The sequence below is a fragment of the Frigoribacterium sp. PhB24 genome (genome assembly GCF_003755185.1).
Lineage (GTDB): Bacteria > Actinomycetota > Actinomycetes > Actinomycetales > Microbacteriaceae > Frigoribacterium.
Genome location: NZ_RKIC01000010.1, coordinates 510,737 through 531,461 on the forward strand (window position 1 = coordinate 510,737; position 20,725 = coordinate 531,461).

Sequence of the window (20,725 nt, forward strand, 5' to 3'; positions counted from 1 at the left end):
GGCCGGGAGCGACGGTCACCCCGTCGCTCCCGGCCCTCTCAACGCCCGTGGGCGGACCGCCGACCCGGTGCCGTCCGTCACCCACCCGAATGCCTAGACCCGAGGTAGCCACCTGAGATGAAGCTCGAACTGCGGGGCATCACCAAGCGATTCGGCGCTCTGACCGCCAACGACCACATCAGCCTGACCGTCGAGCCCGGCGAGATCCACTGCCTGCTCGGCGAGAACGGCGCCGGCAAGTCCACGCTGATGAACGTCCTCTACGGCCTGTACCAGGCCGACGAGGGCGAGATCCTGCTCGACGACGCCGTGCAGCACTTCTCGGGCCCGGGCGACGCCATGGGTGCCGGCATCGGCATGGTGCACCAGCACTTCATGCTCGTCCCCGTCTTCACCGTCGCCGAGAACGTCATGCTCGGCCACGAAGAGACCAAGTCCGGCGGCCGTCTCGACCTGTCCGCGGCCCGAGCGAAGGTGCGCGAGATCAGCAGTCGGTTCGGTTTCGACATCGACCCCGACGCCCTGGTCGAAGAGCTGCCCGTCGGCGTGCAGCAGCGCGTCGAGATCATCAAGGCCCTGTCCCGCGACGCGAAGGTGCTCGTGTTCGACGAGCCCACCGCCGTGCTGACGCCGCAAGAGACCGACGAACTCATGGTGATCATGCGTCAGCTCCGCGACGCCGGCACCGCCATCGTCTTCATCACCCACAAGCTGCGCGAGGTGCGCGAGGTCGCCACCCGCATCACCGTCATCCGCCTGGGCAAGGTCGTCGGCGAGGCCGAACCGACCGCCTCGAACGCCGAGCTCGCCTCGCTCATGGTCGGGCGCGCCGTCGAGCTCACCGTCCAGAAGGCCCCGGCCGAGGCCGGTGAGCCCGCCCTGGTGGTCGAGAACCTCCGGGTCGTCGACCCGATCGGGCAGGTCGTCGTGGACGACGTCTCGTTCGAGGTCCGTCGTGGCGAGATCCTCGCCATCGCCGGCGTCCAGGGCAACGGCCAGACCGAGCTCACCGAGGCGATCCTCGGCCTGCAGCCCCGTGTCGAGGGTCGGGTCTCGCTCGACGGGCGCGACATCACGGGCCGCAGCGTGCGCCAGGTGCTCGACGCCGGTGTCGGTTTCGTCCCCGAGGACCGCAACCAGGACGGCCTCGTCGGTGAGTTCACCGTCGCCGAGAACCTCATGCTCGATCGCTCGCAGTCCGGCCCCTTCGTGAAGCGTGGCTCCCTGAAGCTCGCCGACCTCGCGGCCTTCGCCGTCGCCAAGGTGAAGGAGTTCGACATCCGCACCCAGGGCATCGCCACGCCCGCGGGCCGCCTCTCGGGCGGCAACCAGCAGAAAGTCGTGCTGGCGCGCGAGCTCAGCCGCGACCTGCGGCTCTTCGTCGCCGCTCAGCCCACCCGCGGCATCGACGTCGGCTCGATCGAGTTCGTGCACAAGCGCATCGTCGAGACCCGCGACCAGGGCGTGCCCGTCATCGTCGTCTCGACCGAGCTCGACGAGGTCGCCGCCCTGGCCGACCGCATCGCCGTGATGTACCGCGGCACCATCGTCGGCATCGTGCCGGCGGACACCCCTCGCGACGTGCTGGGGCTCATGATGGCCGGCGAGATGCCGCAGGGAACGGAGCAGGCAGCGTGAGCGACGCCACGACCACCACGCAGGGGCCGGGTACACCACCCGCCCCGTCGTCACCGGAGTCCACAGAGGGGCGCGGCTCGCGCCTCCTGCGAGAGATCACGACCGGCAACGCGCTCATCTCCGTGCTCGCCGTCGTGCTGGCACTCGTCGTCTCGGGCCTCCTGATCGGGTTCACCGACACCACCGTGCAGGGCACGCTGGGGTACTTCTTCTCCCGTCCGGCCGACTTCTTCCAGGCGTTCTGGGCCGCGGTCGGCGGGTCGTACTCGTCGCTGTTCCAGGGCGCGATCTACAACTTCCGGGTCGACGGTTTCGCGGCGGGCATCCGTCCGCTGACCGAGACCTTGAACTACGCCGTGCCGCTCATCGCCGCGGGCCTCGGCGTCGCGGTGGCGTTCCGGGTGGGACTGTTCAACATCGGTGCCCGCGGGCAGATGCTGATGGCCTCGGCAGCCGCGGGCTGGGTGGGCTTCTCGTTCCACCTGCCGCTCGCCGTGCACCTTCCCCTCGCCCTCGCCGCCGGCATCGCGGCGGGTGCGCTCTGGGGAGGCATCGTAGGTTTGCTGAAGGCCCGGACCGGCGCACACGAGGTGATCCTGACGATCATGCTCAACTACATCGCCTTCTACCTGCTGGCCTTCATGCTGCGCACGCAGGGGTTGCTCCAGGCTCCGGGCAGCGCGAACCCGAAGTCGCCCGCGACGCTCGACACGGCGATCCTGCCCGACCTGTTCGGCGCCCGCTACAACCTCAACTGGGGCTTCGTGCTGGTCATCGTCATCACGGCGGTCGTCTGGTGGTTGATCAACCGGTCGACGCTCGGTTTCCGGTTCCGTGCCGTGGGCGAGAACCCGCACGCGGCCCGCACGGCCGGCATGAACGTCAAGAACATCTACCTCTACGCGATGCTCATCTCGGGCGCCCTCGCGGGCGTGGCCGGCTCGACGCAGGTGCTCGGCACGCTGACCAGCGGCTTCACCTCGGGCATCGACGCGGGCATCGGGTTCGACGCGATCACCGTCGCGCTGCTCGGTCGCTCGCGGCCGTGGGGCGTGTTCGGCGCCGGCGTCCTGTTCGGGGCGCTCAAGGCGGGCGGGTACTCCATGCAGGCCGCCAACGGCGTGCCGATCGACATCGTGCTCGTCGTGCAGTCCCTCATCGTGTTGTTCGTGGCCGCGCCCCCGCTGGTCCGAGCGATCTTCCGTCTGCCGGCCCCGGGCCTCCGCCCGGTGCGCAAGGCCTCGAACAAGGAGGCGGTGGTCACCAAGTGAGCACGCTCACCCCCGACACCGCGGTCCCCGCCGCCCCGTCGCCCGACCTGGCCCGGGCCACGACCCGCAGCCTCAAGGCTCCGATCGCCTTCGCGATCTTCACCGTCGTGGCCGCCGTGTTGTTCCTCGGCCTGGCCCGCGACGGCGAGAGCACGTTCCGCCTGTCGACCGCGACGGACTTCTTCGCCCTGCCCGACGCCGTCCTGCCGGCCGCCGGCACCGGCATCGTGCTCACGGTCCTGTTGGCCGTCGTCACCGTGATCGCCGCGCTCCGCGCGATCCGCTTCGAGAAGGTGCCGATCTGGCTGGTCGCCGTGTTCGGCGTCCTGTTCCTGCTCGGCTTCCTCACCTGGGCGAGCGCCGGTCAGACCATCCCGGTGCCCGGTCTGCTGCTCGGCGCTCTCGCGCTCAGCACCCCGCTGATCTTCGGTGCCCTCGGGGGCGTCATCAGCGAGCGGGTCGGCGTCGTCAACGTCGCGATCGAGGGGCAGCTGCTCGCCGGCGCCTTCGTCTCCGCGATGGTCGCCTCGGCGACCGGTTCGGCCTACGTCGGCCTGATCGGGGCGATGATCGCGGGCGTGCTCGTGTCGATGGTGCTCGCGGTCTTCAGCATCCGCTACATCGTCGACCAGGTGATCGTCGGCGTCGTGCTCAACGTGCTCGTCACGGGCCTCACCAGCTTCCTGTACTCGCAGGTGCTCTCGAAGTCCGAGTCGCTGAACCGCGGGGTGCGCTTTCCGCAGCTCGACATCCCGGTGCTCAGCCAGATCCCGATCGTCGGGCCGGTCTTCTTCCGCCAGACGATCATCGTCTACCTGATGTACATCGCGATCGCGGTCGTCTTCTACGGTTTGTTCCGCACCCGGTGGGGGCTGCGCCTCCGATCGGTGGGCGAGCACCCGCAGGCGGCCGACACCGTGGGCATCAAGGTCAACGCCACCCGTTTCTGGAACGTCTCCCTCGCGGGTGCCATCGCCGGTCTCGGCGGGGCCTACTTCACGCTCGGCTCACTGGGCAACTTCCAGAAAGAGATGACGGCGGGCGCGGGCTTCATCGCCCTGGCGGCGGTCATCTTCGGTCGCTGGGACCCGATCCGGGCCACGCTCGCGGCACTCCTCTTCGGTTTCGCGAGCAACCTGCAGAACGTGCTCGGTGCCATCGGCTCGCCGGTGCCCAGCGAGTTCATGCTCATGTTGCCGTACGTCGTGACGATCTTCGCGGTCGCCGGCCTGGTCGGGCAGTCCCGGGGCCCCGCGGCCTCGGGCAAGCCCTACATCAAGTCGTGACGGCCCGCAGCAGCGAGTCGGTCGTCGCCGAGACCGACTGGGACGCGCTCCGTGAGGCCGCCCGCGACGCCATGCGCAAGGCGTACGTGCCGTACTCGAGGTTCCCGGTGGGGGCAGCCGCCCTCACCGACGACGGCCGGGTGGTCTCGGGGTGCAACGTCGAGAACGCCTCGTACGGCATCACCCTCTGCGCCGAGTGTTCGCTCGTGTCCGACCTCGTGATGACGGGCGGCGGACGGCTGGTCGCGTTCGCCTGCGTCGACGGCAACGGCGGGGTCCTCATGCCGTGCGGTCGCTGCCGGCAGCTGCTCTACGAACACTCCGACGAGGCCATGGTGCTCGACACCGTCTCGGGCTTCAAGACCATCGACGAGGTGATCCCCGACGCGTTCGGGCCGCGCCAACTCGAGCAGTACCGGGCCTCGCAGAGCTGACCCGCGCCTCCTCGTCCGTCCCGATCGCGACGTCCGCGTCGCCGCACCACACCCACCGCACCACCGCTAGGAGCCCCACCGTGACCCAGAACGCCGTCGAACCGTTCGACACCGTCGACCTCATCCGCGTCAAACGGGGCGGCGACGCCCTCAGCACCGAGCAGATCGACTGGTTGATCGACGCGTACACGCGCGGCTACGTCGCGGACGAGCAGATGTCGGCGTTGACCATGGCCATCTTCCTCAACGGCATGGAGCGTCGCGAGATCCGTGACATGACCATGGCCATGATCCGGTCGGGCGAGACGATGGACTTCGCCGGACTCGGCAAGACGACCGTCGACAAGCACTCCACCGGCGGTGTCGGCGACAAGATCACCCTGCCGCTGGCCCCTCTGGTCGCGTCGTTCGGCGTCGCGGTGCCCCAGCTCTCGGGTCGGGGCCTCGGCCACACCGGGGGCACGCTCGACAAGCTCGAGTCGATCCCGGGCTGGCAGGCGTCCATCTCGAACGAGCGCATGCGCGAGATCATGGCCGACAGCGGTGCCGTGGTCTGCGCCGCCGGTTCGGGCCTGGCCCCGGCTGACGGCAAGCTCTACGCGCTCCGCGACATCACGGGCACCGTCGAGGCCATCCCGTTGATCGCGTCGTCGATCATGAGCAAGAAGATCGCCGAGGGGACCGCGGCGTTGGTCCTCGACGTCAAGTTCGGTTCGGGCGCGTTCATCCAGGACATCGAGAGGTCGCGCGAGCTGGCTCGCACCATGGTCGACCTCGGCACCGACGCCGGCGTCGCGACCACGGCTCTGCTCACCGACATGAACGTGCCGCTCGGCCTGACCATCGGCAACGCCCTCGAGGTGCGCGAGTCGGTCGAGACCCTCGCCGGAGGGGGGCCGGCCGACATCCGCGAGCTCACCGTCGCCCTCGCCCGCGAGATGCTGACCCTGGCGGGTCGGCCCGATGCCGACGTCGAGGCCGCCCTCGACGACGGCCGCGCGATGGACGCCTGGAAGCGCATGATCCGAGCCCAGGGCGGCGACCCCGACGCCGCGCTGCCGACCGCCCGCGAGACGCACGTCGTCACCGCCGGCGGCACGGGCTACCTGACCGAGCAGCACGCGCTGCCCTTCGGCATCGGCGCCTGGCGCCTCGGCGCCGGTCGCGCCCGCAAGCAGGACCCCGTCCAGGCCGCCGCCGGCATCGAGCTGCACGCGAAGCCGGGTGACCGGGTGACCCAGGGGCAACCCCTGTTCACGCTGCACACCGACGAGCCCGGCCGGTTCGAGCGGGCGCTGGAGGCCGTCGAGGGCGCCTGGACGATCGGCGACGAGGCCCCGGCGGCACGCACCATCGTCGCGGAGCGGATCGGCTGACCGGGTCCCGCCCGACGAACGTCCGTCCGGCGCCGCGCTTCCGTTCAGGAGGCGCGGTGCCGGTTCTCGTGACGGGCCCACCTCTCTCGTGGCGCGCGTCCAGAGTCGTCACCCGGACCGCTAGTAGATTGAGGGCATGAGCGCTCCCGACAAGGACTACCGGCTGCCGAACGGGGGCCCGCGCTTCGCGGCGCTGCCGAAGGTCTCGCTGCACGACCACCTCGACGGTGGCCTGCGACCCGAGACCGTCGTCGAGTTGGCGATCGAGGCCGGGGTCGACCTCCCCGCCACCGAGCCCGAGGCGCTCCGTCGCTGGTTCGTCGAGAACGCCGACTCGGGCAACCTCGTCGACTACCTCGCGACCTTCGACCTGACGGTCGCGGTCATGCAGACCGCCGACCACTTGACCCGCGTCGCCCACGAGTTCGTCCTCGACCTGGCCGCCGACGGCGTCGTCCATGCCGAGGTGCGCTGGGCACCCGAGCAGCACCAGCGACTCGGACTCACGTTGGACGAGGCGGTCGAGGCGGTGCAGTCCGGCTTCGCGTCGGCCGTTCGGTCGCTCGCCGCCGACGGGTACGAGATCTCGGTCGGGCAGATCCTCAGCGCGCTGCGCCAGGGCGAACGATCGCTCGAGATCGCGCAGCTCGCCGTCCGGCACCGAGAGAACGGCGTGCTCGCGTTCGACATCGCCGGGCCCGAGGCGGGGTACCCGGCCGCCGATCACAGGGTCGCCTTCGACCTGTTGGCCCGCGAGTTCATGCCCGTCACGGTGCACGCGGGCGAGGCGGACGGCCTCGACAGCATCCGTGGTGCGTTGATCGACGGGCGGGCCCTCCGCCTCGGCCACGGCGTGCGCATCGCAGAGGACATCCGCGTCGTCGCCAGCAAGGGCTCGACCTCCACGGTCGAGATCGGGCCGATCGCCTCATGGGTGCGTGACCGCGAGATCCCTCTCGAGTTGTCGCCGCAGTCGAACCTGCAGACCGGCGCCGTCGCCGCCTGGGGCCGAGACCTCGACGACCACCCCTTCGACCTCCTGTACCAACTCGGGTACAGCGTGACGGTCAACACCGACAACCGTCTGATGAGCGACACGAGCCTCTGCAAAGAGCTCGCCCTGCTCGGCCAGGCCTTCGACTACGACCTCGACGACCACGAGACGTTCCAGCTCAACGCCGCCGCGTCGTGCTTCCTGCCGCTCGAGGATCGCGAGGCGTTGGCCGATCGCATCACCGCCGGCTTCGAGGGGGTCTGAGCATGGCGCTTCCCCCGCTGCCCGACGAGGCGGTCGTCATCGGAGCCCGGGTCGCCGACTGGCGCGAGGCCGTGCGACTCGCCGGTCACGCGCTGGTGGACTCCGGTGTGGCCCGCGAGGGCTACGGCGACGAGATGGTGCGCATGATCGACGAGCACGGCCCCTACGTGGTCATCGCGCCCGGCCTCGTGCTCGCCCATGCCCGCCCGGGTGACGACGTCGTCCGCGACGGCCTGGCCGTGGTCACGTTGGCCGAGCCGGTGCCGTTCGGACACCCGCACAACGATCCCGTCAGCGTGGTCCTCGGTCTCGCCATCGTCACGGTCGGCGGCCACCTCGAGTCGATCGCCGACCTCGCCAACGTGTTCAACGAGGCCTCCGTCATCCCCGCCCTCGCGGCCGCCACCTCGGTCGACGAGGTGCGTCGGTTGATGGGCGTCTCCGCCTGACCATCCCTCGACAGATCGAGACAGCCCCCATGAAGATCGTCACCATCTGCGGCGCCGGCATCGGCAGCAGCGGAATCCTCAAGGTCAACGCCGAGCGGGTGCTGGCCAGGCTCGACATCGAGGCCGACGTGGTCGCGGCCGACATCGGCTCGATCGCCTCGGTCGGCGACGACGCGCAGGTCATCCTGACGTCGGCCGAGTTCGTCGAGGCGATCGGCTCGACGTTCGCCGACGTCATCGTCATCCAGAACCACTTCGACCAGGCCGAGCTCACCGAGAAGCTGCAGAAGTCGCTCGGCTGAGCGCGGGGCCTGCCCGCGAGGCGCAGGCGGTGCCCTCGGTACGCGAGAGGCCCCGGAGGAGCTGGTCGCGCCTCCGGGGCCTCCGTCGTCGTCGAGGCGGTCACCCGCCCGGCGCGGTCCGGCCGCTGCTCAGGCCAGCAGGGCGCGCATGCCTGCGTCGAGGTCGGCCACGGCCGCCTCGGCAGCGGTCCGACGGGCGACGGCGTCGCCCTCGGTGCTGGACGCGTCGATGTAGACCTTGAGCTTCGGCTCGGTGCCGCTCGGGCGGACGATGACCCGAGAGCCGTCGGTCAGCCAGTAGCGCAGCACGTCTCCCGCCGGGAACGACCCGAACCCGTCCCGGAAATCGTCGATCCGGTCGACGCGGTGTGAGCCGATGGTCGAGGGCGGGCGCTGCCGAAGGCGGGTCGTGAGGGCCGTGATCGTGGCGAGGTCGTCGACCCTGATCGAGATCTGCGACGAGGCGTAGGCCCCGAACCGCTCGTCGAAGGCGACGAGGTGCTCGGCCAGGCTCGAGCCGGCGGTGTGCAGCTCGGTCGCGAGGGCGAGCAGGTCGACCGCGGCCGAGATGCCGTCCTTGTCACGCACGACGTCGGGGTCGACGAGGTAGCCGAGCGCCTCCTCGTAGCCGTAAAGCAGCCCACCGACGCGGGAGACCCACTTGAATCCGGTCAGGGTGTCGACGTAGTCCAACCCGTGCACCCGCGCGATCTCGCGCAGGGCGGGGGAGGAGACGATGCTCGCGGCGAGGGTGCCGTCTCGGTCGTCCCGACGCGCGCGCTCGGCGGCACGCCAGCCGAGCAGCGAGCCGACCTCGTTGCCGCTGAGGCGACGCCAGCCGCCGTCGACGGGGATCGCGACCGCGAGCCGGTCGGCGTCGGGGTCGTTGGCGATGACCAGGTCGGCCCCGACGCGGTCGGCCGTGGCGTACGAGAGGTCCATGGCGCCGGGCTCTTCGGGGTTGGGGAAGGCCACGGTCGGGAACGCCGGGTCGGGTGCGCTCTGCTCGCTGACCGGGATCGGTTCGGCGAAGCCCGCCGTGGCGAAGACGCGGCGGGCGACCTCCCACCCGACGCCGTGCATGGCGGTGTAGACGACGCGGGGCTGGCGACCCGTGGCCGCCGTGCCGGCCACGGCGGCGGTGCGACGGACGTACTCCAGGACGAGGTCGTCGCCGGCCTCGCGGTAGTCGTCGGAGCGCGGTAGATCGGTGACGGGGGACTGCGCCGCATTCTCGATCTCGGCCGCGATCTCTCCGTCGACGGGTGACACGATCTGCGACCCGGCGTCGACGCCGCCGAGGTAGACCTTGTAGCCGTTGTCCTGCGGCGGGTTGTGGCTCGCGGTGACCATGACGCCGGCGCTGACGTCGAGCTGACGCACGGCGAAGGCCAGCACCGGGGTCGGCAGGGCGCGGGGCAGGATCGTCGCGGCGACGCCGGCCGCCGCCATGATCTCGGCGGTGTCACGTGCGAAGACGTCGGAGTTCTTGCGCCCGTCGTAGCCGATGACGATCGAGGGGTGGGCTTCGCGGCCCCGCAAGAACGCCGCGAAGCCGGCCGCGGCCTGCGCCACGAGCACGCGGTTCATGCGGTTCGACCCCGAGCCCAGGGCGCCGCGCAGGCCGGCGGTGCCGAACTGCAGGCGACCGGCGAACCGGTCGGTGAGTTCATCCAGGGCGTCGGAGTCGTCGGCCCCGGCCCGGGTCAGCAGGCGGTCGAGCTCGTCGCGCGTCTCGTCGTCGGGGTCCTGGTCGCGCCAGGCCGTGGCCGTCGCGAGGAGCCGTTCGAGGTCCGCCGGTGCCGAGGCGCCGGCGGTGCCGGCCCCCGTCACGTCGTCGCTCACAGCGCCGCCACGATGCGAGCGAGCAGGTCGCTGATCTTCGCCTCGGCGTCGCGCCCGGCCTCGAGCACCTCGGCGTGGCTGAGCGGGGTCTTCTGGATGCCCGCGGCGAGGTTCGTGATCAGGGACATGCCCAGCACCTCCATGCCGGACTGGCGGGCGGCGATGGCCTCGAGGGCCGTCGACATGCCGACGATGTGTCCGCCGATCGCCTTGGCCATCTGCACCTCGGCGGGCGTCTCGTAGTGGGGCCCGCGGAACTGGGTGTACACGCCCTCGTCGAGGGACGGGTCGATGCCGCGCGCGAGGTCGCGCAGGCGAGCCGAGTAGAGGTCGGTCAGGTCGATGAACGTGGCGCCCTCGAGCGGCGAGTCCGCCGTGAGGTTGATGTGGTCGCTGATCAAGACGGGTGTGCCGGGTTTCCAGGTCTCCCTGATGCCGCCGGCACCGTTCGTCAGGATCATCGTGGTGGCACCCGTCGCGGCGGCCGTGCGGACGCCGTGCACGACCCGGCGCACGCCGTGGCCCTCGTAGTAGTGCGTGCGGGCACCCATGACCAGGGCGTGCTTGCCCGAGGGCAGGGCGATGCTCCGGATCGAGCTCGTGTGGCCGACGACGGCCGACGCCGCGAAACCGGTGATCTCGGTCGCCGGGACCTCGGCGACGGTCTCGCCGATCAGGTCGGCGGCCTTGGCCCAGCCGCTGCCCAGGGTCAGGGCGATGTCGTGCCGGGCGACGCCGGTCTTCTCGGCGATCTCGGCGGCGGCGGTGCGGGCGACCTCGAAGGGGTCGGCCGCGCGGTCGTCGAGCGGGTGCGTGGTGGTCTCAGACATGGCGTCCACTCTATGGTCTGCCGACCCGCCACCCCGGTTGCGCCGGGGCCCGGCGCGCGGGTCAGCCGATGCTGAGCAGGACGTGACCCGACGACACGGTCTCGCCGACGACGGCCGCGATGCCCGAGACGATGCCGTCACGGTGGGCCGCGACGGGTTGTTCCATCTTCATGGCCTCGAGCACGAGCACCAGGTCGCCCTTGACGACCTGCTGGCCGGCCTCGACGGCGAGTTTGACGACGGTCGCCTGCATCGGCGCCTTGACCTCGGCGCCGGTCGCGGTCACGACCGACGACCGGGAGGCGCCGCGGCGCTTCGGGGCGATCGCAGGAGGCGCGGTGCGCGACCCGAGACCGGCCGGCAGCGAGACCTCGAGTCGCTTCCCTCCCACCTCGACCACGACGGTGTCGCGTTCGTCGGCCGGGCGGGGGGCCTCGGCCTCGCCGCTCCACGCGGGGATGGTGTTGTCGAACTCGGTCTCGATCCAGCGGGTGTAGATCGAGAACGGCTCGCCGCCGTCCGGTGCGAAAGCCGGGTCGTCGACGATAGCGCGGTGGAAGGGCAGCACGGTCGGCAGACCGGCGACCTCGAACTCGGCGAGGGCGCGGCGTGAGCGCTCGAGGGCGTCCTCGCGCGACGAGCCCGTCACGATCAGCTTGGCGAGCAGGGAGTCGAACGACCCACTGATCTCGTCGCCGGCCTGGACGCCGCTGTCGACGCGGACACCGGGACCACCTGGGGCCTTGAAGACGTGGATCGGCCCGGGGGCGGGCATGAAACCGCGACCGGCGTCCTCGCCGTTGATGCGGAACTCGAACGAGTGGCCGCGGGCCTCGGGGTCGTCGTACTCGAGCACGCCGCCCTCGGCGAGGCGGAACTGCTCGCGCACGAGGTCGATGCCGGTGACCTCCTCGGAGACGGGGTGCTCGACCTGGAGGCGGGTGTTGACCTCGAGGAACGACACCGTGCCGTCCTTGCCGATCAGGAACTCGCAGGTGCCCGCGCCGACGTAGCCGACCTCGCGGAGGATGGCCTTGGACGACTCGTAGAGCGCGGTGGTCTGCGCCTCCGTCAGGAACGGGGCGGGCGCCTCCTCGACGAGCTTCTGGTGACGGCGTTGCAGCGAGCAGTCGCGCGTCGACACGACGACGACGTTGCCGTGCGCGTCGGCGAGACACTGCGTCTCGACGTGGCGGGGCTGGTCGAGGTACTTCTCGACGAAGCACTCGCCGCGGCCGAAGGCTGCGACGGCCTCGCGGACGGCCGAATCGAACATCTCGGGCACCTCGTCGCGGGTGCGGGCGACCTTGAGGCCGCGTCCGCCGCCGCCGAAGGCCGCTTTGATGGCGACGGGCAGGCCGTGCTGGTCGACGAAGTCGAGCACCTCGTCGGCACCCGAGACGGGGTTGAGGGTGCCGGGTGCGAGCGGTGCGCCGACGCGCTCGGCGATGTGCCGGGCGCTGACCTTGTCGCCGAGCTGCTCGATCGCCTCGGGGGAGGGGCCGATCCAGACGAGCCCCGCGGCGGTCACGGCGCGGGCGAAATCGGCGTTCTCGGCGAGGAACCCGTAGCCGGGGTGCACGGCGTCGGCCCCCGAGCGGCGGGCGACCGAGAGGATCTTGTCGATGACGAGGTAGGTCTCGGCGCTCGTGGTCCCGCCCAGGGCGTAGGCCTCGTCGGCGAGGCGGGCGTGCTGGGCGTCGCGGTCCTGGTCGGCGTAGACCGCCACCGAGCCGATTCCGGCGTCACGCGCGGCCCGGATCACGCGGACGGCGATCTCTCCACGGTTGGCGATGAGGACCTTGCTGATACGCGGCATAGTTCCCCACCCTATTGCGCGCCTCGCCACTGCCTTTGGCTGACGTGCACAAAAAGGACCTGGAGGTGCGAGGCGGAACCTACAAAGCCCTCGCGGTCGGTGAGGTCCACAGTTCGTGCCACGGCACACCGAAGCCCCGCACGAGCGACCGCAGCACGGGTACCGAGAGCCCCACGACGGCGCTCGGAGTGCCCTCGATGTGGGTGATGAACGCGGATGCCCGGCCGTCGATCGTGAAGGCGCCGGCGACCTCGAGCGGCTCGCCCGTCTCGACGTAGGCCGTGAGCTCGCGCGGGTCGAGGTCGTCGGCGAAGGTGAGGGACGCGCTCGCGACCCGGCCGGCGCCTCCTGACGGGTTCTCGGTCGTGGCGCGCCGAGCACCGCCGCGGTGGTCCACCAGCCAATGGCCCGACCAGAGGGTGCCGTGACCGATCTCGGCCATCCGGCGCCACCGGTCCAGCGCCAGCGCGGGCTCGTGCGGTTTGCCGTGCACCTCGCCGTCGAACTCGAATGCGCTGTCGCCGCCGAGCACCAATCCGTCGAGGGGGTGGCCGTCGACCAGGGTGTCGAGCACGGCCTCGGCCTTGAGGCGGGCGAGGTGCTGCACCGTCTCGGCCGCCGTGAGGTCGCGGCCGAGACGGTCCTCCTCGACCCGGACCGCGGCCTCCTCGTCGACGCCGGGACTGATCAGCACCGGCTCGATGCCGGCGGCGCGCAGCAGGGCGAGTCGGGCGGGGGAGGTGCTGGCCAGGTAGAGCGGGACGGTCATGCCGCCCAGCCTGTCAGACTCGACGCATGGGAGACATGCTGGGCCGCGAGGTCGAACTGGACGTGACGGGCATCGCACACGGGGGCATCTCGGTGGCCCGGCTCGACGGGAGGGTGGTGTTCGTCACCGACACCCTGCCCGGCGAGAAGGTCGTGGCGCGCATCGCCGAGGACCGCAAGAAGTCGTTCTGGCGGGCCGACACGGTGAGCGTCCTCGAGGCGAGCGAGCACCGGCGACCGCACGTGTGGGGCGCGGCCGCCCTCGAGTTCGATCCGGCCGACCGTGCCGGCGGGGCCGAGTTCGGGCACGTCGAGCTCGCCCACCAGCGCGAACTGAAGCGCCGCGTGGTGGTCGACGCGCTCACTCGGATGGGCGGTGTCACCGACGCCGAGGGCAGGGTCACGGTCGAGGCCCTCCCCGGCGACGACGAGCGCGGCGGCATCGGGTGGCGGACGCGCCTGCGCCTCCACCTCGACGCCGAGGGGCGTCCCGGGCAGTACGCGGCCCGGTCGCACCGGGTCGTGCACGTGCCCGACCTGCCGCTCGCGTCCCCCGAGGTCGCCGAGGTGGCCCCGCTGGGCGACGCCTTCCCGGGCGAGGAACACGTCGACGTCGTCGCCCCGAGCGTGGGGGGCGCCCGTCTGATCATCGGGCGACAGGCCCGATCGACCATCACCGAGGTCGTCGGCGACCGCGAGTTCCGCCTCGACGACGGCGGGTTCTGGCAGGTGCACCGCGAGGCCGCCGCCACGCTCACCACGGCCGTGCAGACCATGATCGACCCGGATCGGTTCGACCCCAAGGCCGCCAACCTCGACCTCTACGGCGGGGTCGGTCTGCTCGCCGCCGCCGTGGGGGACCGGTTCGGCGCCGGGACGCGCATCACGAGCGTCGAGAGCGACGAGCGGGCCACGGAGCACGCCTCCGAGAACCTGGCGGAGTGGATCGGCGCGTCGGCCGTGACCGGACGCGTCGAGCGGTGGCTGAGGCAGACCTCGTCACAGGCGAGCGACTCCGAGCGCGAGCGGCTCGCCGCCGCGACGATCGTGCTCGATCCGCCCCGCTCGGGAGCCGGTCGTGACGTGGTGACCGAGATCGCGGCGCTCCGCCCCGCCCAGGTCGTCTACGTCGCGTGCGACCCGGTCGCCCTGGCCCGCGACATCGCTCTCTTCGCCGAACGCGGGTACGCGCTCGACGCCCTGCAGGCGTACGATCTCTTCCCCCACACGCACCACGTCGAGACGGTCGTGCGCCTGCTGCCTGCCTGAGCCGCAGGCCGGTTACGATGTACCCCGTGCACGCCCGGGGTTCAGGGACCAGGGCACACGCCGACCGAAGGATCACCGTGTCAGACCTCACGACCGAGACCCCCACTCCCGCCCGCCCGACCGCGCCCGTGCGGGTCGCCGTCGTCGACGACCACGAGTCGGTGCGGCTCGGCATCCAGGCCGCCTGCCAGAACGAGGGCTTCGAGGTGATCCTCACCGCGGCCGGCGTGCAGGAGTTCGTCGAGAACCTCGCCGGCCGCGAGGTCGACGTCGTCGTGCTCGACCTGTCGCTCGGCGACGGATCGACCGTCACCGAGAACGTCAAGCGCGTCCAGGCGACGGGGTCGGCGGTCCTCGTCCACAGCATCGCCGACCGGGTGGCGTCGGTGCGCGAGGCGCTCGCCGCGGGGGCGGCCGGGGTCATCCCGAAATCCTCCGCCACCAAGACCGTCATGGCCGCCGTCGCCACGGTCGCGCGGGGGGACGTGCTCAACAACCTCGAATGGGCGAGCGCGATCGACGCCGACCGCGACTTCGCCAAGGCCCAACTCGGCCGACGTGAACGCGAGATCCTGCACCTCTACGCCTCCGGCCTGCCGTTGAAGCTCGCGGCCCAGCAGCTCGGCATCGGTTACTCGACGGCTCGCGAGTATCTCGACCGGATCCGTGTCAAGTACGTCGAGGTCGGCCGTCCGGCACCCACCAAGGTCGACCTGCTGCGTCGTGCCGTCGAGGACGGCATCCTCCCGGGTCTCGACGCGGACGGCGGCGATGGCCGGTGAGGGTCGGCTGAGCCCCCCGAACCCCCTCGCGGCGCTCCGGCCCCCGCGCAACCCGATCAGCCGCGCCCTGCTCGACAAGGTGCTGGGGCGCATCATCGCGGCGGCCGGGCTGGTCTTCGGCCTGCAAGCGCTCCCGGGCATGATCGGCCAGGTCGGCAGCATGCAGCTCGCCTGGGCCTGGGTCATCGGCGTGGCGATGTTCGGCGGGTTCTTCGCGCTCGCCGTGGCGAGCCTCGTGCAGCGAGGCGTGACGACGGTCGAGTCGTTCGTCGCGATCGCGTACCTGATCGCCCTGGTCACCTGGCCTCTCGCCGTCGACGACCCGAGCCAGGTCCAGTCGAGCGTTCCGTGGCTGTGGTACCTGTGCACGGTCGCCACGGCGTCCGCGGCCTCGGCGTTCTCCACCTGGATCGCCACCGGGTACCTCTTCGTCGCGCCCGCCGTCTACGGCTTCATCCGTCTGACACCGTCGGGCGGCGCGGTCTCGCCGCAGCGCGCGACCCTCGACTCGGTGTACGCGATCCTGCTCGGCGGCGCCGTGTTGATCCTCGTGGTGATCCTGCGCCAGGCGGCCGCGAACGTCGATCAGGCCCAGGCGACCGCCGTCGCACGGTACTCCGAGGCCATCCGCGAGCACGCCACCGAGCTCGAGCGGGTCGAGGTCGACGCCATCGTCCACGACAGCGTCCTCACGACCTTCATCCAGGCGGCCCGGGCGTGGTCGCCCGACGAACGCGAGCTCTCGACCAACATGGCCCGGAACGCGATGTCCCACCTCTCGGCCGCGGCGAGCACCACGCCGTTCGACGAGTCGGACACCACGCTCGTGAGCGTGGTGGACCGCATCGAGGCCGCCGTGGCCGACCTGGGGGTCGTGGTGGCGGTGCGGCGGGGACCGATCGAGGGCGAGGGCATCCCGTCCAACGCCGCCGAGGCGCTCTACTCGGCGACGGTGCAGGCTCTCGTCAACAGTTCACAGCACGCGGGCGACGGGCCCGGTGTCGAGCGGTGGGTCGCCATCGTCCGTGACGCCGGGGGCATGACGACCGTCGAGGTCGGTGACACGGGCAGGGGGTTCGAGCCGGCGTCCGTACCGACGGAGCGCCTCGGGGTCCGCGTGTCGATCCACGAGAGACTCAACAACGCCGGGGGGTTGGCGACCATCGACTCGGCTCCGGGGAGCGGCACCGTGGTGCGCCTGCGGTGGCCCGTCGACGTTCTCCCGGATGCAGACCCGAGGGCCGACCTCTCGCCCGGCCCCGCCGGCGAGACGGGTGCTCCGGAGGGCTCCGCATGAGGGTCTCCGTGCCTCGATGGCTGATCGTCTCGCTGGCCGCGGTCTTCTCGGCCTACCACCTGGTCCTGGCGGCCGCGTCCCTTGACCGCTTCGCCGACCCGATGCCCGTCGTCGCCTGCATGGTGCTCTACTCGGCCGCCACCGTCACGGTGCTGTGGCCCGGTGGCCACGTCATCATGCCCGTCTGGATGGCCTCGTTCGCGTTGGCGGTCAGCATCGTCATCCCTCTCGTCGTCACCTCGCAGCTCGATCCCTCGGTCAAGAACGGCTACGCGACCTGGTACGTCGCGGCGGTGGGCACGCTGATGGTCATCGTGTCGACGCGTCGGCGACAGGGGTTCGCCTGGCTCGGTGTCGGATTCATGGCGGTGCACGGCCTCGTGTGGGCCGGCCCCGCCGAGATCGCCGACCTCGGCATCGTCGGGAGCGTGGTCTGGGTGGCCTTCAGCCACGCCATGTCGAGCACCCTCACCCGCGCCGGGCGCGAGACGCGTGAGTTCATCCTCGCCGAGCACGAGGCGGCGGACTGGCAGGCCGCCCAGGAAGCCCACGTGAACGAGCGTCAGTACCGCCTGCTGCAGACGGGTCGGACGGCGCGCCCGATGTTGCAGACCATCGTCCGGCGGCACGGCGACCTGACCTCGGCCGAACGACAAGAGTGCCTGAACCTCGAGGGTGCGATCCGAGACGAGATCCGGGGGCGCCGCCTCCTCGACGACGACGTGCGTCACGAGGTCATGGCCGCGCGCCGGCGCGGAGCCGTGGTCAGCCTGCTCGACGAGGGAGGCATCGACGACCTCGGGCCGGCGGACCTGCGCCGGGTCCACGCCGTGCTGGCGGCAGCCCTGCGTGGCTCGGTAGCCGACCGCATCGTCATCCGCACGGTCCAGGGCGGCGGTGACGACGCGGTCACGGTCGTCGGGCTCGGCTCGGCCGACCTGTCGTCGAGTGCACTCGGCCGAGGTGTCTCGGCCGACGCGGACGAGGACGAGGACGACGACGAAGTCCAGCTCTGGTTGCAGATCCCGCGCTCGGCGCCCTGAGGGCTCGTAGGAGCGTCGGAGCCGACGAGCCCGGCAGGAACGGAGAAAGGGCCGGACGATCGTCCGGCCCTTTCCAGACCCTGAGTCAGGGCGGCAACCCGAATGTCGCCCTGACTCCCCCCGGCAAGAGCCCGCTTACCCTAGTCGGCTCCTGCGCGGTGGTGTGACTCTGAGAGAGACACCTAGCATCAGCAACTATGACTCGTCGACGACGTGCGTGCAGTCGTCATTTAGGGGGACAGGCGGGGGAGGATCACCTCGTCTACCCCTGTTCGAGGCGCGTCAGCCTGCGAAACCGCGCCACTGGCCGTCTCCCGCGACGACCATCGGACGAGGTGCTCGGGCCGAACGGGTCCAGGCCGACGAGGTGGGGCGGGACGTCGTCCCTGCCGACTCGGCACGGCCCGCCTCGACCGCGGCGAGCAGCGCCGTCACCGCCGCCAGCTCGTCGGAGGTCGGGGCTCCCGCGACGACCCGCAACAAGGGAGCGGCCGTCGGTTCGACCATGTCGTGGGGAGCGTCCGTCGCGTCGGATGACGCGGCTGCGTGGCGCCCGCTCACAGGGGGATGTTCCCGTGCTTCTTCGGCGGCAACGTCGCCCGTTTCGTCTTCAGGGCGCGGAGTGCCTTGATCACGGCGACCCGGGTCGCCGCGGGTTCGATGACACCGTCGAGTTCACCGCGTTCGGCGGCGAGGAAGGGGCTCGCGACGTTGTACGTGTACTCGTTCGCGAGTCGCGTGCGAACGGCTGCGACGTCCTCGCCGGCCTCCGCAGCCGCCTTGATCTCGTTGCGGTAGAGGATGTTGACGGCGCCCTGACCGCCCATGACGGCGATCTCGGCCGTCGGCCAGGCGAGGTTGATGTCGGCACCCAGCTGCTTGGACCCCATGACGATGTAGGCGCCGCCGTAGGCCTTGCGCGTGATGACCGTCACGAGCGGGACGGTTGCCTCGGCGTAGGCGTACAGCAGCTTGGCGCCGCGACGGATGACGCCCGTCCACTCCTGGTCGGTACCGGGCAGGTAGCCGGGCACGTCGACGAGCGTGAGGATCGGGATGTTGAACGCGTCGCAGAAACGCACGAAACGGCTGGCCTTCTCGCCGGCCTCGATGTTCAGCGTGCCGGCCATGGCCGACGGTTGGTTGGCGATGACGCCGACCGGCCGACCCTCGACCCGGCCGAAGCCCACGACGATGTTGGGCGCGAAGAGCGGCTGGACCTCGAGGAAGTCTCCGTCGTCGACGACGTGCTCGATGACCGTCATCACGTCGTAGGGCTGATTCGGGCTGTCGGGGATCAGGGTGTTCAGCTGGCGGTCGTGGTCGGTGGTCTCGAGTTCGACCGGGACGTCGAAGACGTGCGGGTCGGCGAGGTTGTTGTCGGGCAGGTACGACAGCAGCGTGCGGGCGTAGTCGAGGGCGTCGTCCTCGTCGCTCGCCAGGTAGTGCGAGACGCCCGAGACCTTGTTGTGGGTCAGGGCCCCGCCGAGTTCCTCGAAGCCGACGTCCTCGCCCGTGACGGTCTTGATGACGTCCGGTCCGGTGACGAACATGTGGCTCGTCTTGTCGACCATGATCACGAAGTCGGTCAGCGCGGGGGAGTACACCGCGCCTCCGGCCGCCGGTCCCATGATCAGTGAGATCTGGGGGATGACACCCGAGGCGGCCGTGTTCAGCCGGAAGATCTCGCCGTACTTGCCGAGGGCGACGACGCCTTCCTGGATGCGGGCACCACCCGAGTCGAGGATGCCGATGATGGGCACCCCGGTCCTCAGTGCGAGCTCCATGACCTTGATGATCTTCTCGCCGGCGACCTCGCCGAGCGAGCCCCCGAAGATCGTGAAGTCCTGCGAGTAGACGGCCACCTGACGGCCGTGGATCGTGCCCGTGCCGGTGACGACCGCGTCACCGTAGGGACGTTTGGCCTCCATGCCGAAGGCGTGCGTGCGGTGGCGCACGAACTCGTCGAGCTCGACGAACGAGCCCGGGTCGAGGAGCTCGTCGATGCGCTCGCGGGCCGTCTTCTTGCCCTTGGCGTGCTGCTTGGCGATCGCGGCCTCGCCGCTGGCCGTGACGGCCTCGTGATAGCGGGCCTTGAGGTCGGCGAGCTTGCCCGCGGTGGTGTGCAGGTCGGGCGCGGCGTCGGTGAGGGGCGCGGAGTCAGGAGTCACGCGCTTCACTCTACTGACCGGCCCGCGGCCCGCCGTTGGAGGTTTCCACGCGTGGACGACCTCGGACGTCGTAGGACTCGTCAACTCGGCCCCTAGGCTGGGCCGATGGACTTCCCCTTGACCTCGGCCGTCAGCCCCCGTGTCGCGGTGCTCGAGTCCACGGGGTCGACCAACGCCGACCTGCTGGCCGCCGTCGACGAGCCGCACCTGGCCACCTGGCTCACGCTCGACCAGTCCGCCGGTCGGGGACGACTCGACAGACGGTGGGTGACCGCGCCCGGTCGGTCCCTCGCGGTGAGCGTTCTCCTGCACCGCGGCGACCTGCCGGTCGACTCCCTGGGCTGGGTACCGCTCCTCGCCGGGGTCGCGATGCGCGCCTCCGTCCGGGGCGTGGTCGAGAGCGGTGACGTCACGCTGAAGTGGCCCAACGACGTCCAGGTCGACGGCGACAAGGTCTGCGGCCTGCTCGCCGAGCTGCGGTCCGACGCGAGTGCCGTGGTCGTCGGCGCCGGGGTCAACCTGACGGTGCCCGTCGACGACCTGCCCACCTCGACCTCGACGTCGCTCGGCCTGCACGGCGCGCGAGGTACGGCGCTCGAGCTCGCCGACTCCGTGTCGTCGTCCTGGGTCTCGGGCCTGGCCCGGCTCGTCCGGGACCTCACCGGCGCCGGGGGCGACGCGGCGGCGAGTGGTGCCCTGGCCCTGGTCCGGGCGGACTGCGCGACCCTCGGCCGCGACGTCCGCGTCGAACTCCCCGGAGGCGCGGCCCTGGTCGGCGAGGCGGTGGACGTCGACGAGGCGGGTCGGCTGGTGGTCCGTTCGGCGTCGACGGGCGGGCTGACAGCCGTGGCTTCGGGTGACGTCACGCATCTGCGGTATGAATGAGC

At 71.1% G+C, this 20,725-nt stretch carries 19 protein-coding genes; 13 read left to right on the forward strand and 6 right to left on the reverse strand.

Features of this window, described 5'->3' with window-relative positions; translation table 11 throughout:
* The first annotated feature begins 117 nt into the window (after window positions 1-117).
* From EDF50_RS07315 to EDF50_RS07350, 8 genes are all read left to right on the forward strand, one after another.
* On the forward strand, window positions 118-1,638 hold the full coding sequence (locus tag EDF50_RS07315) for an ABC transporter ATP-binding protein (protein ID WP_123518871.1): 1,521 nt from the start codon (window positions 118-120) through the stop codon (window positions 1,636-1,638).
* Window positions 1,635-2,909 (forward strand): ABC transporter permease, encoded by a 1,275-nt coding sequence (locus tag EDF50_RS07320; protein WP_123518872.1) that lies wholly within the window; start codon window positions 1,635-1,637, stop codon window positions 2,907-2,909. Before EDF50_RS07315 ends, EDF50_RS07320 begins: the two co-directional genes overlap by 4 nt.
* The gene (locus EDF50_RS07325; protein ID WP_123518873.1) at window positions 2,906-4,195 is read left to right on the forward strand and encodes an ABC transporter permease; all 1,290 of its coding nucleotides are present in this window, start codon (window positions 2,906-2,908) and stop codon (window positions 4,193-4,195) included. Before EDF50_RS07320 ends, EDF50_RS07325 begins: the two co-directional genes overlap by 4 nt.
* Entirely contained in the window at window positions 4,192-4,629 is a 438-nt protein-coding gene (locus EDF50_RS07330; protein ID WP_123518874.1) for a cytidine deaminase, read from the forward strand. Before EDF50_RS07325 ends, EDF50_RS07330 begins: the two co-directional genes overlap by 4 nt.
* A gap of 80 nt (window positions 4,630-4,709) precedes the next feature.
* Window positions 4,710-6,005 (forward strand): thymidine phosphorylase, encoded by a 1,296-nt coding sequence (locus EDF50_RS07335; RefSeq protein WP_123518875.1) that lies wholly within the window; start codon window positions 4,710-4,712, stop codon window positions 6,003-6,005.
* Between the two features lie 136 nt (window positions 6,006-6,141).
* Window positions 6,142-7,263, forward strand: a complete 1,122-nt coding sequence (locus EDF50_RS07340) for an adenosine deaminase (protein ID WP_123518876.1) — start codon at window positions 6,142-6,144, stop codon at window positions 7,261-7,263.
* A gap of 2 nt (window positions 7,264-7,265) precedes the next feature.
* Window positions 7,266-7,712: a PTS sugar transporter subunit IIA gene (locus tag EDF50_RS07345; RefSeq protein ID WP_123518877.1), complete on the forward strand. Its 447-nt coding sequence runs from the start codon at window positions 7,266-7,268 to the stop codon at window positions 7,710-7,712.
* Window positions 7,713-7,741: 29 nt separating this feature from the next.
* Window positions 7,742-8,014 carry a PTS sugar transporter subunit IIB gene (locus tag EDF50_RS07350; protein WP_123518878.1) on the forward strand — a complete coding sequence of 91 codons (273 nt, stop codon included), beginning with the start codon at window positions 7,742-7,744 and terminating at the stop codon, window positions 8,012-8,014.
* A gap of 129 nt (window positions 8,015-8,143) precedes the next feature.
* On the opposite strand, the gene EDF50_RS07355 is transcribed toward EDF50_RS07350, so the two are convergent.
* The 4 genes from EDF50_RS07355 to EDF50_RS07370 all read right to left on the reverse strand — a co-directional run bounded on the left by EDF50_RS07355 (window position 8,144) and on the right by EDF50_RS07370 (window position 13,277).
* A complete protein-coding gene (locus EDF50_RS07355) occupies window positions 8,144-9,859 on the reverse strand; it encodes a phospho-sugar mutase (protein WP_370453979.1) in 1,716 nt (571 codons plus the stop codon).
* Window positions 9,856-10,689 carry a purine-nucleoside phosphorylase gene (locus EDF50_RS07360; protein ID WP_123518879.1) on the reverse strand — a complete coding sequence of 278 codons (834 nt, stop codon included), beginning with the start codon at window positions 10,687-10,689 and terminating at the stop codon, window positions 9,856-9,858. Before EDF50_RS07360 ends, EDF50_RS07355 begins: the two co-directional genes overlap by 4 nt.
* Before the next feature lie 61 nt (window positions 10,690-10,750).
* Complete coding sequence (locus EDF50_RS07365) at window positions 10,751-12,508, reverse strand: biotin carboxylase N-terminal domain-containing protein (RefSeq protein WP_123518880.1); 1,758 nt, start codon at window positions 12,506-12,508, stop codon at window positions 10,751-10,753.
* 79 nt (window positions 12,509-12,587) lie between these two features.
* Window positions 12,588-13,277, reverse strand: a complete 690-nt coding sequence (locus EDF50_RS07370) for a nucleoside triphosphate pyrophosphatase (RefSeq protein WP_123518881.1) — start codon at window positions 13,275-13,277, stop codon at window positions 12,588-12,590.
* A 26-nt stretch (window positions 13,278-13,303) separates the two neighbouring features.
* On the opposite strand from EDF50_RS07370, the gene EDF50_RS07375 reads away from it, so the two are divergent.
* The 4 genes from EDF50_RS07375 to EDF50_RS07390 all read left to right on the forward strand — a co-directional run bounded on the left by EDF50_RS07375 (window position 13,304) and on the right by EDF50_RS07390 (window position 17,667).
* Complete coding sequence (locus tag EDF50_RS07375) at window positions 13,304-14,545, forward strand: class I SAM-dependent RNA methyltransferase (RefSeq protein ID WP_123518882.1); 1,242 nt, start codon at window positions 13,304-13,306, stop codon at window positions 14,543-14,545.
* Between the two features lie 71 nt (window positions 14,546-14,616).
* Window positions 14,617-15,327: a response regulator transcription factor gene (locus EDF50_RS07380; protein ID WP_123519003.1), complete on the forward strand. Its 711-nt coding sequence runs from the start codon at window positions 14,617-14,619 to the stop codon at window positions 15,325-15,327.
* Window positions 15,317-16,624 (forward strand): sensor histidine kinase, encoded by a 1,308-nt coding sequence (locus tag EDF50_RS07385; RefSeq protein ID WP_123518883.1) that lies wholly within the window; start codon window positions 15,317-15,319, stop codon window positions 16,622-16,624. The genes EDF50_RS07380 and EDF50_RS07385 overlap by 11 nt, the downstream gene beginning before the upstream one ends.
* Window positions 16,621-17,667: a hypothetical protein gene (locus tag EDF50_RS07390; protein ID WP_123518884.1), complete on the forward strand. Its 1,047-nt coding sequence runs from the start codon at window positions 16,621-16,623 to the stop codon at window positions 17,665-17,667. Before EDF50_RS07385 ends, EDF50_RS07390 begins: the two co-directional genes overlap by 4 nt.
* A 282-nt stretch (window positions 17,668-17,949) precedes the next feature.
* On the opposite strand, the gene EDF50_RS07395 is transcribed toward EDF50_RS07390, so the two are convergent.
* Both EDF50_RS07395 and EDF50_RS07400 read right to left on the reverse strand, forming a co-directional pair.
* Window positions 17,950-18,174 (reverse strand): acyl-CoA carboxylase epsilon subunit, encoded by a 225-nt coding sequence (locus tag EDF50_RS07395; RefSeq protein WP_123518885.1) that lies wholly within the window; start codon window positions 18,172-18,174, stop codon window positions 17,950-17,952.
* Between the two features lie 50 nt (window positions 18,175-18,224).
* Window positions 18,225-19,838 (reverse strand): acyl-CoA carboxylase subunit beta, encoded by a 1,614-nt coding sequence (locus EDF50_RS07400; protein WP_123519004.1) that lies wholly within the window; start codon window positions 19,836-19,838, stop codon window positions 18,225-18,227.
* A gap of 105 nt (window positions 19,839-19,943) precedes the next feature.
* On the opposite strand from EDF50_RS07400, the gene EDF50_RS07405 reads away from it, so the two are divergent.
* Complete coding sequence (locus tag EDF50_RS07405) at window positions 19,944-20,723, forward strand: biotin--[acetyl-CoA-carboxylase] ligase (protein ID WP_123518886.1); 780 nt, start codon at window positions 19,944-19,946, stop codon at window positions 20,721-20,723.
* Window positions 20,724-20,725: the final 2 nt, after the last annotated feature.